Origin of the sequence: Rhodococcus sp. IEGM 1318 (genome assembly GCF_033142465.1) — a bacterium.
GTDB classification, from domain to species: domain Bacteria; phylum Actinomycetota; class Actinomycetes; order Mycobacteriales; family Mycobacteriaceae; genus Rhodococcus_F; species Rhodococcus_F qingshengii_B.
Map to the genome: position 1 here is coordinate 64,509 of NZ_JAWLSC010000017.1, position 13,561 is coordinate 78,069.

15 protein-coding genes are annotated in these 13,561 nt (G+C 58.0%); 6 read left to right on the plus strand and 9 right to left on the minus strand.

Annotation, left to right across the window (positions count from 1 at the left end):
• Positions 1 to 307: 307 nt before the first annotated feature.
• Both R4P65_RS29230 and R4P65_RS29235 read left to right on the plus strand, forming a co-directional pair.
• On the plus strand, positions 308 to 649 hold the full coding sequence (locus R4P65_RS29230; RefSeq protein ID WP_317829089.1) for a hypothetical protein: 342 nt from the start codon (positions 308 to 310) through the stop codon (positions 647 to 649).
• A 5-nt stretch (positions 650 to 654) separates the two neighbouring features.
• Positions 655 to 1,929 carry a hypothetical protein gene (locus R4P65_RS29235; RefSeq protein ID WP_317829090.1) on the plus strand — a complete coding sequence of 425 codons (1,275 nt, stop codon included), beginning with the start codon at positions 655 to 657 and terminating at the stop codon, positions 1,927 to 1,929.
• A 518-nt stretch (positions 1,930 to 2,447) separates the two neighbouring features.
• On the opposite strand, the gene R4P65_RS29240 is transcribed toward R4P65_RS29235, so the two are convergent.
• Together R4P65_RS29240 and queD are read right to left on the minus strand one after the other, a co-directional pair.
• Positions 2,448 to 3,209 (minus strand): 7-carboxy-7-deazaguanine synthase QueE, encoded by a 762-nt coding sequence (locus tag R4P65_RS29240; RefSeq protein ID WP_317829091.1) that lies wholly within the window; start codon positions 3,207 to 3,209, stop codon positions 2,448 to 2,450.
• On the minus strand, positions 3,202 to 3,624 hold the full coding sequence (queD, locus tag R4P65_RS29245; RefSeq protein ID WP_317829092.1) for a 6-carboxytetrahydropterin synthase QueD: 423 nt from the start codon (positions 3,622 to 3,624) through the stop codon (positions 3,202 to 3,204). Before queD ends, R4P65_RS29240 begins: the two co-directional genes overlap by 8 nt.
• Positions 3,625 to 3,744: 120 nt before the next feature.
• Here queD and R4P65_RS29250 point away from each other — a divergent pair, with 120 nt between their 5' ends.
• Positions 3,745 to 4,590 carry a hypothetical protein gene (locus R4P65_RS29250; protein WP_317829093.1) on the plus strand — a complete coding sequence of 282 codons (846 nt, stop codon included), beginning with the start codon at positions 3,745 to 3,747 and terminating at the stop codon, positions 4,588 to 4,590.
• Between the two features lie 99 nt (positions 4,591 to 4,689).
• Here R4P65_RS29250 and R4P65_RS33235 read toward each other — a convergent pair whose 3' ends face one another.
• The 4 genes from R4P65_RS33235 to R4P65_RS29265 all read right to left on the minus strand — a co-directional run bounded on the left by R4P65_RS33235 (position 4,690) and on the right by R4P65_RS29265 (position 7,584).
• Entirely contained in the window at positions 4,690 to 5,388 is a 699-nt protein-coding gene (locus R4P65_RS33235; protein WP_411742598.1) for a SagB family peptide dehydrogenase, read from the minus strand.
• A gap of 83 nt (positions 5,389 to 5,471) precedes the next feature.
• A complete protein-coding gene (locus R4P65_RS29255; protein WP_317829094.1) occupies positions 5,472 to 6,116 on the minus strand; it encodes a 7-cyano-7-deazaguanine synthase in 645 nt (214 codons plus the stop codon).
• A 3-nt stretch (positions 6,117 to 6,119) separates the two neighbouring features.
• A complete protein-coding gene (locus R4P65_RS29260) occupies positions 6,120 to 7,319 on the minus strand; it encodes a PfkB family carbohydrate kinase (protein WP_317829095.1) in 1,200 nt (399 codons plus the stop codon).
• 25 nt (positions 7,320 to 7,344) lie between these two features.
• Positions 7,345 to 7,584 (minus strand): hypothetical protein, encoded by a 240-nt coding sequence (locus R4P65_RS29265; RefSeq protein ID WP_317829096.1) that lies wholly within the window; start codon positions 7,582 to 7,584, stop codon positions 7,345 to 7,347.
• Positions 7,585 to 9,209: 1,625 nt separating this feature from the next.
• Here R4P65_RS29265 and R4P65_RS29270 point away from each other — a divergent pair.
• On the plus strand, positions 9,210 to 10,016 hold the full coding sequence (locus R4P65_RS29270) for an FRG domain-containing protein (RefSeq protein WP_317829097.1): 807 nt from the start codon (positions 9,210 to 9,212) through the stop codon (positions 10,014 to 10,016).
• Complete coding sequence (locus R4P65_RS29275) at positions 10,013 to 11,095, plus strand: DUF262 domain-containing protein (RefSeq protein WP_317829098.1); 1,083 nt, start codon at positions 10,013 to 10,015, stop codon at positions 11,093 to 11,095. The genes R4P65_RS29270 and R4P65_RS29275 overlap by 4 nt, the downstream gene beginning before the upstream one ends.
• A 401-nt stretch (positions 11,096 to 11,496) precedes the next feature.
• On the opposite strand, the gene R4P65_RS29280 is transcribed toward R4P65_RS29275, so the two are convergent.
• The 3 genes from R4P65_RS29280 to R4P65_RS29290 all read right to left on the minus strand — a co-directional run bounded on the left by R4P65_RS29280 (position 11,497) and on the right by R4P65_RS29290 (position 13,191).
• Positions 11,497 to 11,778 (minus strand): hypothetical protein, encoded by a 282-nt coding sequence (locus tag R4P65_RS29280; protein WP_317829099.1) that lies wholly within the window; start codon positions 11,776 to 11,778, stop codon positions 11,497 to 11,499.
• Between the two features lie 33 nt (positions 11,779 to 11,811).
• On the minus strand, positions 11,812 to 12,267 hold the full coding sequence (locus R4P65_RS29285; protein ID WP_317829100.1) for a hypothetical protein: 456 nt from the start codon (positions 12,265 to 12,267) through the stop codon (positions 11,812 to 11,814).
• A 507-nt stretch (positions 12,268 to 12,774) separates the two neighbouring features.
• Complete coding sequence (locus R4P65_RS29290; RefSeq protein WP_317829101.1) at positions 12,775 to 13,191, minus strand: hypothetical protein; 417 nt, start codon at positions 13,189 to 13,191, stop codon at positions 12,775 to 12,777.
• A 15-nt stretch (positions 13,192 to 13,206) separates the two neighbouring features.
• On the opposite strand from R4P65_RS29290, the gene R4P65_RS29295 reads away from it, so the two are divergent.
• Positions 13,207 to 13,539, plus strand: a complete 333-nt coding sequence (locus tag R4P65_RS29295) for a hypothetical protein (RefSeq protein ID WP_317829102.1) — start codon at positions 13,207 to 13,209, stop codon at positions 13,537 to 13,539.
• The last annotated feature ends 22 nt before the right edge of the window (positions 13,540 to 13,561 follow it).

Genomic DNA, 13,561 nt, shown 5'->3' on the forward strand with positions numbered 1-13,561 from the left:
CAACACCGTCGTGAGAAGAATTAGGCCCCGCGGCGCAGCAGCAATTCCGAGCATTCACTCAATCTTCCACACCTGATGTGCCATCAGCGGCCGCATGAGCCTTCGGATTACGGCAGATTCGCCTTCCTCGGCAGCCCTCCCACACACAGAGCAAGGCGCATGCAATGACAACGCGCCAATGCCCCTCCTCCCAAGTATTTACAACTCCTCCTCACGACAACGCGATCACTCGCACAGTGACGAAACCGCCACTCGGCACCCTGCCTTTATACACGCTAATATGTGAAAAACTATGTACGATAGAAAAATGCCGAACGATGAAATCCGACTCACACGCGGGGTCCAAGAAATTTTGGCCCTAATTCTCAAAAACCCAGACAACGAGGTCTACGGGTATCGAATCATGGACGCGCTGGGGTATTCGAGCGGAAAGACGTACCGCATCCTCGCCAGGTTGGTGAGTGCCAATTGGCTCATTCGCAACGAAGACGGCACCGACACCCCTTCCGGGCGACAACGAGTGACCTACTCGATCGCTCCCGCAGCGAACGAGACTATTCGTGCAGCACTATCCGAAGCGGCCGAGCGCGAGCGCTCAGGGAGCCGATTCAGAGCACACGCTCCCCGCCTGACCGCGACAGGCCGGTGACGTCGATGTCGATTGCCGCCATCGTCGCAACCGCCGCACTCCTGTTCATCGCCAAGCGACTCCTCGCCGACGAACTCACCGGACGCGTCGATCATCTCGCGCGAGGGATTTTATGGCTGACTGCGCGCCTCGTGCCAGCACCACAGCGAAAATCCACACTGAGGGAGTGGCGCGAATGGCTCGACAGCGACCTAGAGCGATACAGTGCCCTCCCAGTGACGAAACTGGGTCGAACCGCGTGGCAATGCGCCTCCCACCTGTCAACAATTCCGCAATTGCGCCGGAACGCCCGGGTGGACCGAGGCAACAGCTCAGCCGCAATGCTCATAAGTCAAGCCGTCGTCGTCGGCGGCTACCCTCCACTTGTGACGATGTGGATGCCATCGCCAGTATCGCCGGAAATCGCCGGAAAGGTCTGGGCAGCATCAGCTGTAGCCAACTTCTTTCTGATTCTCACCTCACGCCCGCGAAGGGGCAGCCGATTCGAATCCGCACGCTCTGATCACCGCGATCCTTTGAGCTCCAAGATGCTGCATGCGCAGTTCGCAGTCTATGGGGCACGGATTGTGATGCCGTTGGTGGCGTTGATGTTTGGATCGCTATGGGTTTCTCAGAACCCGACCAGCATGCGCATTGCCCAGGTCGCGGCCACCTGGGCAATCCTGGCATGGCTCACCGCTCGAACCATGAAACATGACCCGGAGCTCGAATGCTTAGCAGGTGTGACCCTCATGCGGCGCGATCACGAGCGCCGAACCAAATGGTCGACCCGAAGTCGCACAATGCTCCACGGAATCCAGAGCGAAGAACCCGTACATCCGTGGCTGCCTGCCATCGGGGCAACCATGTATGGGCTGGCAGCCTGCGCTCCAGTCACAGCCGCGGTGATGGTTGCTCAGACCGGGGCCCTGTCCCATTCGATGCGAGTAGCTTTGTTTTCTATCGCGTTCGGGCCTCTCACCGCCGTAATTCTGTCTGCGGTCGTCGCGTTCGGCCGACCGGCCCTCCACCGTGTCGACCCGTTGTCGAACCTATTGCTTGCAACTGTGTACGCGCTTGCAGGCGCCTTCTGGGTGCTAAGTGTCTTGAGTGCGCTGATATCGGCATCACCCGGCAGCTGGCCGCCTCTGTTTGCCGCGTATCTGACAATCACCGGTGCAACCATCATCGGATTGACCAAGATCAATCTGGTCGCCGCAGATTTTGGCACACCGACCGTGATAACACCGATAGCAGCAACGTGGATACGCGCCGACCAGCGGTACCTTGCACAACCTTAGTCAACCGCCAGGCCAGACGGTGTAGTTGCTATCCATACGGAAATGAAAAGTCGGAATGAATCGCATGTAAGTATTTGTAGTGGCCGGCCCGGGGCTCGCTGACCGGATAGGCGTCGTCGCCACGCCGTGTGACTCATGAATCGCTTTTGCTCCTTTTCGGATGCACCGACCGGGGTTTGTCCACTCTGTTGTGGCGGCGACGCCGGTCCGGTCCTGCTTCGGTGGCTTAATCTTCAAGCCTGCCCGCCCCCGTTGCCGCGAGGTGGCGGCCCGTTACGGGCCTGCCTCGAAGTGCTCTTTCCGGACCGACGCCAACAATGACGCGTGAGATAGATTGGGGCACTTGAGAGCAGGCTGCACAATCACAAACTCCGCGCCTGGTTTCCGCGGGTCCAGCCCCTCCGCTGTGCCCTAGAGGACGCGAAGTAGTTTGTTTCGGCCTATCGAGAGCGAACTTGAAGTCACTGGGCTGGTGTCATGAGTTGCCGAAAGCTCGTTACCCGCCAGGTTCCACCGCGTCAGCGGCCTTGCTCGTCATTCCACAAAAGCGTATGCCACCGCGGAGTCAGGCCCCAACCGCGGGCAATAACCTCGTCGACAAGCAACCGGCTTCTCTCAAGAATGACGTCCGACGCATTTCCTTCAGCCATCACCCACATTTGTGATGGATGGATCGGTCTCGATAGGGCGGCAAGTAGTTCGTCGATCTCGTCCAAATCTTCTGGTTTTTGGACAACAAATTTGAATGCCACGGACTCCATACCTGCGAACTCATTGAGTACGGAATACCGAAGGCGGGCGCGGTGCGCGACGCCACTGTGTTTGAGCTTTGGTGAGACATTGCACTGGTCGATCACCTCACCCAACGCGCCGAGTGAAACGCTGCCGGATGTTTCTATCTCGATGAACCAACCGAATTCCCGTAGTTGCCTGCATAATTCGATGAGCATGTTTGATTGGAGGAGGGGTTCACCTCCTGTGACAACTAGGTGCCGGATCACCGGCGCTACCTCATTTGGATTGACGACGCGCGGTTCGAGTTGTTCGAGAATAGCTTGCGTCGTCAATGTTCTAGGTGGGCGTTCAGGGTCCACCTTAGCCGGGTCCCAACTGAAGGCGGTGTCGCACCATCTGCAGGAGAGATTGCAGCCAGCGAGGCGCAGAAAGTGCGCAGCCCGGCCAACATGAACTCCCTCCCCTTGGAGGGTGGGTCCGAAGATTTCCACAATCCGCAGCACTGGCTCGGCAGACTGGACAACGTGGTCTATCGGATCAGTCACCTGTCGGGCCAACCACTCGGACCGTTGCCGAACACGAGGCCGTTTCGCGCACAGTGACCTTGCTGACCGTCAGGCCTGCGTCGAGCAGACGACTGATGATGTCAGCAGCAACGAGCTCGACCGTGGGGTTCGAGAGGAAATCGTTCAAGTGCGCATGGTCGTATTTGTCGAGGACATGCTTAGTGACTACCGCTTTGAGGTCACCGAAATCGATAACAATTCCGTCCGATGACAGAGGTCCGGACACAGTCACGTCGAGTTGATAGCTATGCCCATGTAGCTTTGCGCACTTACCCGCGTGCCAAGGAAGCTGATGGGACGCCTCGAATGAGAACCGCCGGGTCACTGAGGTGAGGAACCGTCGGCGGGTCAGGGTATTCAAGTCGTCCAGATCTTGCTCGTCCATAGAACTCATTCTGCCCCGCGAGTCAGGCACAACCGAATCACGGTCACTTGACACCGGACAGATACTCCTCGCTGAAAGCTATCGAAGGTGCGCCCCTTGTACGACCGGGCCCCATGAAAGGATGTGGCGGTGCCGATTCCGACCCTGCCCGCAACGCGCAAGCCGACGGAAGTTGCTGTTGTAGACAACTGCGCCAGTCGTGTGTTGAACGCCTGCACCTGTTGCACGCCTGTCCTATGGGGTGAGGACTGGCAACTTGGCACGGCCTCTTTCTGGATCCAGCAAGCCCTCGAGTTTCCAACTGGAGCTGGCTGTCATCGCCTTGGCAATAGTCTCCGTCAAGAAATCGCAGCCTGCATGCTCGGCGGGTACGGCATTCCTGGACCTGTCGGGAACGCCGCATTCGAAGTCCTCCGCGATGCCGGCCTGATCGACTCACACCTTGACGAGAACCTGATGGTAACCACCATGTCCTCGCTCCTGGCCGCGCCCCTTCATCTAGGGGCAGGGCGCTGGGCTCGATATCGGTTCCATCAGCAGCGGCCGCGCCGTTTGGCTGCAGCCCTATCAACTTTCAGCGCGTGGGAGGAAGTCGCTGAAGAACTCAGCGACACTGAGCTGCGCGACAACCTAATGGGGTTGCCCGGCATCGGCCCAAAAACAGCGTCATGGGTGGTCCGAAACCACCGCGCCAGCGATGCCGTCGCAGTTATCGATGTTCATATCCGTCGAGCTGGCATCGCCGCAGGACTGTTTTGCCGGAGCTGGAACTTGCCACGCGACTACCAGAAGTTTGAGGACGCGTTCCTCACCTGGGCATCATACGGGTCCGTATCAGCGGCTGACCTTGATGCAGCGATCTGGAGATTACTCTCCAGTCTAGGTAGTCAAGGACGGGCAATCCTCTCCAACAATGCAATCTTTTCCAGGCCGGCTGATGCCAATCGGAGTACTTGTATGAGCTCTGAGAGCTGAGCCAGCTCTCACTCATCTATATCCCGGCAGAGAGCGCCTGAGGTCCCGCTCCCCCACTTTAAATGCAGTGCCTCCTCAGCACAGAGGCACTGCAATATCTCACTTGTTCGATCCGACCGCCAGCGCCCCGACATCGCCAACGAGATTTCCACGCACCCCACATGCAACGAACACGTCATCCTCAAAGATTCCGACGGTACCAAGGATGCACGACCCTAACCCCAAGCTCCCGGCAGTAAGGTGTAGCGAGCCCAACGCCACTCCAGCGTCACGCCAAACCAACGTCGATCCCATCGGATACCTAGCCAAAGTTGCGTCAAACTTCGCCGCCAGAACCACAACCGCAGGTGGACGCTGAGCGAACTCCCCCGCAGCACAGGCTCTCGTCCAATATGTATCGAGATGTTGCCCAGAAGAATGAATTTGAAGCAAACGCTGACCATCCGGATCGAAACGCCATAACCCTCTATCCAGTCCCACCACATCCTCGACTAGAACTATCGGTACCAGAGGATGTCTGCCTCCTGCAGACGGAATGGGACGGAACCGCCGTATCGCGCCGTCGTCAGCTAGTGCGAACCCGCGCAAAGCGAAGACCATGACCAGGAGCGCAGCAAGGTCTGCAGCGTCCAAGGAACCATAAGTACGAACGCTGCGTCGTCGCTCAAGTACTTCAGAGAAAGTCACGGTCGTGGCAGGGCATGGATCCAGGTCTGAGATGTTGACAACCTGCAATGCGTTCGGAATAGGCAGCTCTGTCGAGCGAACGCCGACCTCTGGGTGCGGCACAGGACGCATCCGAACAGCTTCCGCGTAGCTAGCGTAAGCGACCTCGGATACCGGCACGTCTTCGAACGTCCGCTCCCCGTCCGAAGTCCCATTCACTTGAAGCGGCCGGTTTGTGCGATCACTTCATCGTGCTTGCGACATCCCGGGCACATTCCACACGGGTAGGCGCCCACATGGCACGAGTGCGCGAAACCAAGAATATTGTCAGGTACACCGCTGACTTCTATGAGCTCGACTGTCGACATCTCGATCGCAGGCGCGGCTACGCGGAGACCACCTTCCTGGTAGGCAACCACCTCATCAAGCTTCGAGTAAAAGGCTGTTGTTCCATCCTTGTGCCTATCACCGTCGGGGGCAACGGATCCGACCAAGATCTCGTCAAAGCCCCGACGCAGGGCCCAAGCAGCCGCCAGTGAGACCAGCAGTTGGTTTCGATAGGGCCACCACTCGGGAGTTGGTGCGTATTTCGCGAATTCACCGGCGTCGGGATCTGCGATTTCGCCGTCTTCGTGTAGCAACCCGGAGCCAACCGGAGTCAGATCGACACGGAAAGAATGCCACGCCAAATTTAGGGCCTGGGCAGCCGCTTGGGCAGAGCGCAGTTCGCCCTCGACCGGCCGTTGTCCGTAGTCGATTGTTAGACAGGCTGCAGGACTTAGCCAAGCCGCTAGCGCAATGGAGTCATGTCCGCCGGACAAAAGAAGTAAGGCGCGGTCCGAAATCAGCGGTCTCTCCATTGGTCACTTCCCGCGCTCAGTGGCTGCAATTGCTGCTTCCCACTGCGCTTTGTACACTGCCGTCGACAAATCAGTGAAGTACTGAGCTCCTGAACCTATCAGCATCTTCGCCCCCTCCGTGTTGAGGCGCTCGGCGTATATGACCACGGGTATGCCCATCTTCGTGGCATATCCCGCTTCGAACACCGTGCCTGGATCGCTATCGTCCAAGAGCGCCAAGATTGAGTCGCAATGCTCAAGTCCCTCCAGATCCTTCTGCGCGACTTCCAAACCACCGGGACCCACCTCATGCGAGGGAGACCATACTCCAGGCGACAAGGCATCCTTGACTACGTCAATCATCCAGCGTTGCTGCAAATTGAAGAAGGGGCCCGCTAGGTAAACGACTCCAGACCCGTTCGGAGGTAAAACTTCTCGCCTCGTGCTGCCGTTGAGCACATGTGTCGGGATTGGGTAGTTGGTCGTCTCGCACCAATGCGCTGCCGCATTCGAGGCGATTACCGCTGCCTCTACCGGATCTGCGTCCGCTTCACCCCACGCCCATGCAAACGCAGACGCAAAGACATCGCCAGAGCCGATAGGAAACACTGACTCCGTCACGCATGCGCCGACTTCCTCTTGGTAGTCCGCGGTTGTCACCAACGCACCTCGTGGGCCGCACTTGGTCACCACCACCGACAAGCCACGGCCCTCTATCAGAAGCTTCGCAGCCACACGCACGTCCTCAACGCCCGCGAGCTGCCGCACCTCTCGCTCGTTCAAAGCCCACGCCTGCTGATCAGCGGAGACAACAGGAAGATCCTCCTCGGTCAGGTTCCGCGGACGTTGCGGGTCAACCACCACGCGGCGCCCCGTCACTTTCACCTGGCCAGACTCGATCAACCCAAACGCCAGGACCACATCATCAGAGACCTCGATGTCCTGCTGTAAACGAGAACCGATACCTCCGATGACAGGCGCGTTCAAGGGTGTGAAGTATGAGAATGAAACGCTACGCGTCCGCATCCCCCATTCCGCAGTCACCCCAAACGTCGCCGCGACCACTTCGGCCTCGGTCTGCTCGGACTCTTGAATCGCAGATGTCAGCAGTACGTCGGCGCCGGATTCAGCTAGTGCCGCCGCTGCGCGCATGCCCGAACCCGCAAACTCATGATGGCTCGGAAACGCGCACTGCTCGCGATATGTACCACCGACGATCCTCATCGCCTAACCTCAATTACTGCCGACTTCATGCTGGCCGAACCGTCACGCGAGTGTCGCCGCCATCGACCTTGTCGACAGTCGCCACGAAATCCAGTTGCTTCAGGCAAGGCAAAAGCTCGCCCAATCGCTCGGACAGCGCCCCCAGCTGCGTCGGCGATGTCACGCCGCCAGCAAGCATCCGGAATACTCCGACGGTCGGCGATGGATCCGATCTGTACTCCACCTTAAGCAGATCGCCCTCCGCCACACCCACTAGCTCGGCCACATCCACATTCCTCAATCGAGCTGGAAAACTAAGGCTTTGACAGGCGCCCCTCCCGACGCGCCACCAATTCCACCGCCGGAACCAGATGCTGAAGCACCTATCCACGGATTAGCCACAAACTCGCCCGCACCACCGCCACCACTCATCGCGAATCTCCTTAAGCTAAGGGCAATCCATGTAGGACCTCATGCCGGATGGGTAAAACAACCAGCACTCAAAACATCAAACTCTAATGCACACCGAGCGCTTCAGCAGTGATCAACCCGATGCACGCCTCGAACCGTCCGTCTACTAGCACGACACGAACCTCCGATGATACTGCCATCGAGAGCATACTGACGGTTTCCCGTTGCCGGTCCATGGCTCCTAAAGGTAGTTGAAGGGACAAACTGTACTACCGAATTTCACTTTTGGTGACGGTTCCCCATTTACTGCGAAGTTTCGAAGCGCAAGTCACGTACCACCCCCACAAATACGCGAAGACTGGAGAACATAGCCCCTTCGAATGGAAATCGTTGTAAAACAAAATCTTTAGTACGTCGTGGTGCCGGGGTAGATCAGGTTCGCGCCGCTTTCAAGTTGCTCGACGACATTGTGTCACATCGCCGCCAACGCCTTCAGAGACAGGGACCGCGTTCCACAGCTAGACGTCGTCTACAAACTCGCATTCTTCGACTGCAAGAAAGAGCTGCGCACATACACCGCATTGCCCCTGGTCCGCTGACCTGCTGAACTCTTCGGAGCACCTCGAGCATGTCTCTGATCGCACATAACGAGCGTTCAGATGCTGGCTGGGAGTTTCGTGGATTCCACATTTTCAGCCCTTCCGGCCTCCGCTCCAGTACGCCGCCCGATCCACCGTTTTCGCAATAGCTCATTTTGGCTCGGGGGAGCTGTAAGGGAGTGCGGGCACGGTTGAGTACAGGACTTCCGTTCGCCCGGCCATGCACTAGCTACTTCGTCCCGTCGCCCCACCCCATCCCATCCAGCGACCGTTGCCGATCGTAGGTGAGCATCCAATCCAACGGCCGAAAGTAAACTACAGCGAACGGCATCACACTCTCGGAATTCGATCGGGTCTACGATGTGACCACCGTTCCCAGGGGATCTGGACTTAGAGGAAGATTGTCGCAGACTGTGCCGCACGAGTTCGAACACCAACACACTCCCACCGATCCCGACCCGCAACTCCTACCCTCCCATCAACCGACACCCAATCAGGCCGAGAACGCACACCCCAAAAGTGCATCGGGGTAATGATGGTGATAAAACACGAAAACCCACCGCGCCACACGAGCGTGTGCCTTCCTGGTCTGCGGGACCGGCCACCGGCAACGCTCGTGGGTAGACTCTGACGCGATCACATTAGATCCATACACCGAAACCTAGCCTGACCGCTGTCCGGCCAAAAGCACTGCCACGATTGCATCCGCCTTGGCACGGTCCTTCGCGACGTCGCGCGATCCGCTAGCACTCGTGGCGACTGCGCCAACGTCGTCACCCTGCGTATGACCGTCCAGATTCGGACTCGTCGCATCCGGCGCGAGGGCATCCCTCCTAGATAGCGCCCTGCCGTCAACCCACCGACTGCGCTCCATATTCGAGCTTGTGCTACAAATTTCCCCGTGACCATTGTAAATTCGGTTTCCGAATATGTAACGAAGACGAGTAGTCGGAACAAAGACGGCGACGTGCGGTGGTTTCGCGGAATAAAATCGACGGAGTACACGTTGATTTCGACCCTTTACCGGAAAACGGCAATTGATGGCACACCTCTAGGGATCGAGAAAATACTTGATATCGAAGAATGGCTACTTGAGAGATTCCGCGAACGATCCGGGCCGTTCCGAGCCGGCCCACAGCCCGCTGATAGCATTGAACTTCTCTTCGAAATGCAGCACTACGGCGCACCAACGAGACTACTCGACTGGTCAGAAAATGCGCTCGTTTCTTTATGGTTCGCGGTCACGGGAAAATCTGATAATGATTCGGCAGTTTGGATTCTAGACCCGTCAAAATGGAACGATTTGGCGTTCTCTCAAAATAATCACGTAAAAAATGTTCTATCCCCCCTTTCTCAAGAAGTAAATGCCATGCAACCATGGAATTCTGCGCGAAACGACCGACTTTCGAACGCGCCGATTTGCATTTATGGGACTCATAACAACCGCCGGATTGTGAGCCAGCGCGGGACATTCACCCTGAGCGGGCGATCAACCGAGCCTATGGAGGAATTCATAAAGACACTAGTTCATGACAATCCTCAGCTAGAAGAAGAAATTCTCAGCAAAATCACTATCCCTCATTCCAGCAGAAATAAGATCAAGCAAGAATTATATCATCTGGGATTCACGCATTCCATGATTTTCCCGGATCTGGTTGGACTAGCGAGCGAACTGGATGATCGCCTTAATGAAAGCGGGTTACTGTGACGTTTGAAGTCCGCACCTTCGAAGCTAGAACCGCTTCCTGGTGGTATCGAAACCGAGATTCCATCGAGTTCAACCCCGACTACCAGAGAAAAGGACCTGCCTGGGACACTTACCGAAAAGCGTTCCTGATCGATACCATAATCAACGATTTTGACATGCCAAAGTTGTACTTGGCCGATTTTACATACTTTAACTCTCCTATGAATTCCACAAATAAGCGATTTGCTATTATCGACGGAAAGCAGAGACTAACTGCAATTTTTGAATATTTTGATGACAAATTTCCCCTACTGCCAGACATTACATTTCGCGAGAATCCTGACCTTCCGCTAGGCGGATTACGCTTCTCGGAACTAAGTTCCGTCTCACCTGACCTAATCTCGAAGCTCGAGAATTTCAACCTTCCTGTCATGAGCGTAATCTCTGATGACACCCAAGCCGTCAACGAGTTATTCGTACGACTAAACAGCGGAAAACCACTTACGGCCGCCGAGCGCCGAAACGTCATGAATGGTGTCGTTCCAGAGCTCGTGAGAGAGATCACTTCATCGCAGTTTTTCACCTCGTGCGTCGCATTTAAGAATGCCGGACGCTCGCACGATCAGGCAGCCGCGAAGTTGTTACTAATCGAGCATTCCGAACGCGCCATTGATTTAAAGAAACGGCAGCTGGAAAACCTTTACAAGGCTGGCGTTTCGGAGGATGATATACAAAGCCTTCAGTCAGACAGTACCACTGTTCTCGAAACACTCGCACAAATGTCGGAAACATTCGAGGAGAAGGATCCGATCCTCCGCACGCAAGGGCAGATACCGGTCTATTACTATTTGTTCCGAAATTTGGGCGACGTTAGAATACCTAGGGAATCAATCAGGGATTTCAATGAAATCAGACTCTTTGTACGAAACCCCGAGTCGAGTCGCGTTCAGCTAAAAGATAATCCATCAAGTTGGGAATATGGCACAGCTGTCGAATACAACGCCTTGGCGAGGAATCCCAATGATGCACAGGCTGTGCCCCGAATGGCAGCACTTCTGGCAGCATACATAGATCAGTGGCTTAGTGTTCCGCGACACTGATTCAGTGTTGGCGAGCCTTATGCACGAATGGAAGATTCAGTCACGTGAGCGAGAAGGAACCTGCTATGTTAGTGCTCGATCGCGCTTATCGCAACCGAGCGCGGCCGTCTCATAGTCGTGTTCAACTCGACAGGTGAGACATACCTTTTATGTTGCCTATGAAATCCGGCGAGTTCCATAAATGAAGTGCTCAACACCTCAGCACCGGTCCGATTACGAACGAATGTCTGTCTAAACGGATTTGGAAAGCGCAATATTGAAAAGTGTCCTTCCGCCGCTCTATGATCCTGGTTCTGCCGCGGTCGAGGAAGGTTCAGGGCGGATGGCAACGTGCCACCCGCCCGGAACGACTCTGACCATCCAGCTCTACGCCGGAACGCCCGCGCCGACTGCATCGCTGATCAGCGAGAAAGCAAGTCCGGGGGTGGCGTGGTGAAGAATTCCGTGAGTGCGGTGTCGACCTGTTCGATGATCTGCGCGCCTCCGGGCTGGGCTGCGACGAAGTCGCGGGCCTGCTGATCGATCGCCGGTGCAGCGGCGACCGTGTCTCGGACAGAGGTGGCCACTGCCTGTCCGATCGGACCCGAGGTGCTCCATTCTTCGAGCGTGCTCTGCGTCCGGGTGGTCTCGGCGGGCTGATCGATGTCTGGGACGTATGCGCTGACATCGACAGGCTCTCCCAATTCACCTGCCGTAGGCTGTTGCGGCGGCGACTCCTACGATGCCACCTGCGGCTGCGCCGATCGCCGCTGAGGAACGCCGAGTACCGCTGCACCGACACCTGCTCCGGTGGCTGTGCCCACCACACCAGCGGACACGCCGCCGAGCGGAGTGAGAACGGGGCTGAACAATCCGAGGGCGGACGTTCCGCCGATCGTTCCGCCGATCAACGCGCCCACTGTTGCTGCAGGCGCGCCGGCGGCGGCTCCGGCCAGGGCTCCACTTGCACCACCCGCGAGCTGCGCGGCGGCGATGCGGCTCGCACGATCGACCGGGACACCGATCGAGGCATAGAACGTCGAGACCTGGCTCTCGATGACCGCACTCGTTCCGTTGGTGCGGGCGAGATCGTGATCGGAGACCCAGTTCGGCTGATCGAAGACCCAGTCACCGATGCGACCCTTTTCCCTCGGCGCGACGATCGGTGCGACGATCTCGACGGGGCCAGGCAAGTGGATCGCGCTGTAGTCGATCGGGGCAACGCTGTAGTCGATCGGGGCAACGCTGTAGTCGGCCGGTGCGCTGTAGGTGCCGGAACCGTAGTCCAGTTCGGCAAAGGCTGCTGCGGAACGTTCTGGTACTGCGCTGGGGGCGCGACCCAGTAGATCGGTTCGGTCTGAATCGGTGCGGGCGGCGGGGTGGGTTCGGTGTTCACCCCGCTCTGTCCCCCGCCGTCGGTGATGCCTGCTTGTCCTCCTCCGTCGGTGACGCCGGCCTGCCCTGGCGCTGCGATTGCCGGTGGTGTGAGCGTGATTCCTGCGGCCACTGCTGCGGCTGCGATGACGGCGATGGCGCTCTTGCGGGCAAGGGCGTGGCGGCGGTGTCGTCCGTTTGGGTGTGCGCGGCGGGTTGCTCGGTTGGCGGCGGTGGTGTCGGTGCTCATCGTGGTGCCTTTCATTGGGGAGGTAGCGGATGGGTGCCAGGAGGAGCGCCGGTGTGCGGCGCCAGCTGATAAGGGGTCAGTCAGCGGCGTGGGCGATGAGATCGATGACCGTCGAGGCAAAAACGGTCAGGGCTTCGGTGGTGCCGCGCCGGAGCTTCGAGGGAGAGATGCGCTCTCCGGAGGCGAAGAGTGGCTCGAACGGCATCCGAACGACCGAGTGGACTCCCGCGTCGAGAAAGGCGTCGACAGCCTCGATTTCGACCATCGGTGCATCTCCCGGCCCGTCGGTGATGACGACGATGGCGCGAGCCATCATCGCCGGGCCTACGGTCGCGGCGAGGTCGAGGAGCATGCGGTGCGCGGCTGCAGCGGCGTCGCGGCGGAGCGGTACCGGCACGAGGAGGACGTCCGCGTGGCTGGTTGCCCGGTGCCAGCTGCCGGCGAGGCGGTTGTTGCCGGCGTCGGCGATGAGGATCTCGCGGCGCTGGGACAAGATCCGTGCCGCCGCGTGGGCGTCGTCATAACCGAGACCGGATCCGTGGGCTCCGTCGTTGCCGGCGACGATGTCGTCCCCGCCTGGTTGGCGGGTGAGGTACTGCGACCGCCGACGTCGACGCAGACTGTGGTTGCGGCTCCGCGGTGTTCGGCGATGATCGCATTGAGCCTTACCGCGAGTGGGGTTTTGCCGACGCCGCCTTTCGGGTTGGCGATGGTCACGATCGAGAACCCCGGGAGTGGGCCGGTGATGGACGCGATGCCGGCGCGGTGGCGCATTTCGGCGGACTCGAGTTTCGGAGCAATTCGGAGGTTGAGGACGGTGTTAAGTCGAGTCTGTAAATGATCTAGTCAGAAGTTGTCTACCG

Coding starts and splice junctions, on each gene's coding strand:
- R4P65_RS33235 (WP_411742598.1), bottom strand. CDS start 5,388: ATGCGTCCTGTGCCGCACCCAGAGGTCGGCGTTCGCTCGACAGAGCTG.
- R4P65_RS29235 (WP_317829090.1), top strand. CDS start 655: ATGTCGATTGCCGCCATCGTCGCAACCGCCGCACTCCTGTTCATCGCC.
- R4P65_RS29255 (WP_317829094.1), bottom strand. CDS start 6,116: ATGGAGAGACCGCTGATTTCGGACCGCGCCTTACTTCTTTTGTCCGGC.
- queD (WP_317829092.1), bottom strand. CDS start 3,624: ATGAGTTCTATGGACGAGCAAGATCTGGACGACTTGAATACCCTGACC.
- R4P65_RS29260 (WP_317829095.1), bottom strand. CDS start 7,319: ATGAGGATCGTCGGTGGTACATATCGCGAGCAGTGCGCGTTTCCGAGC.
- R4P65_RS29230 (WP_317829089.1), top strand. CDS start 308: ATGCCGAACGATGAAATCCGACTCACACGCGGGGTCCAAGAAATTTTG.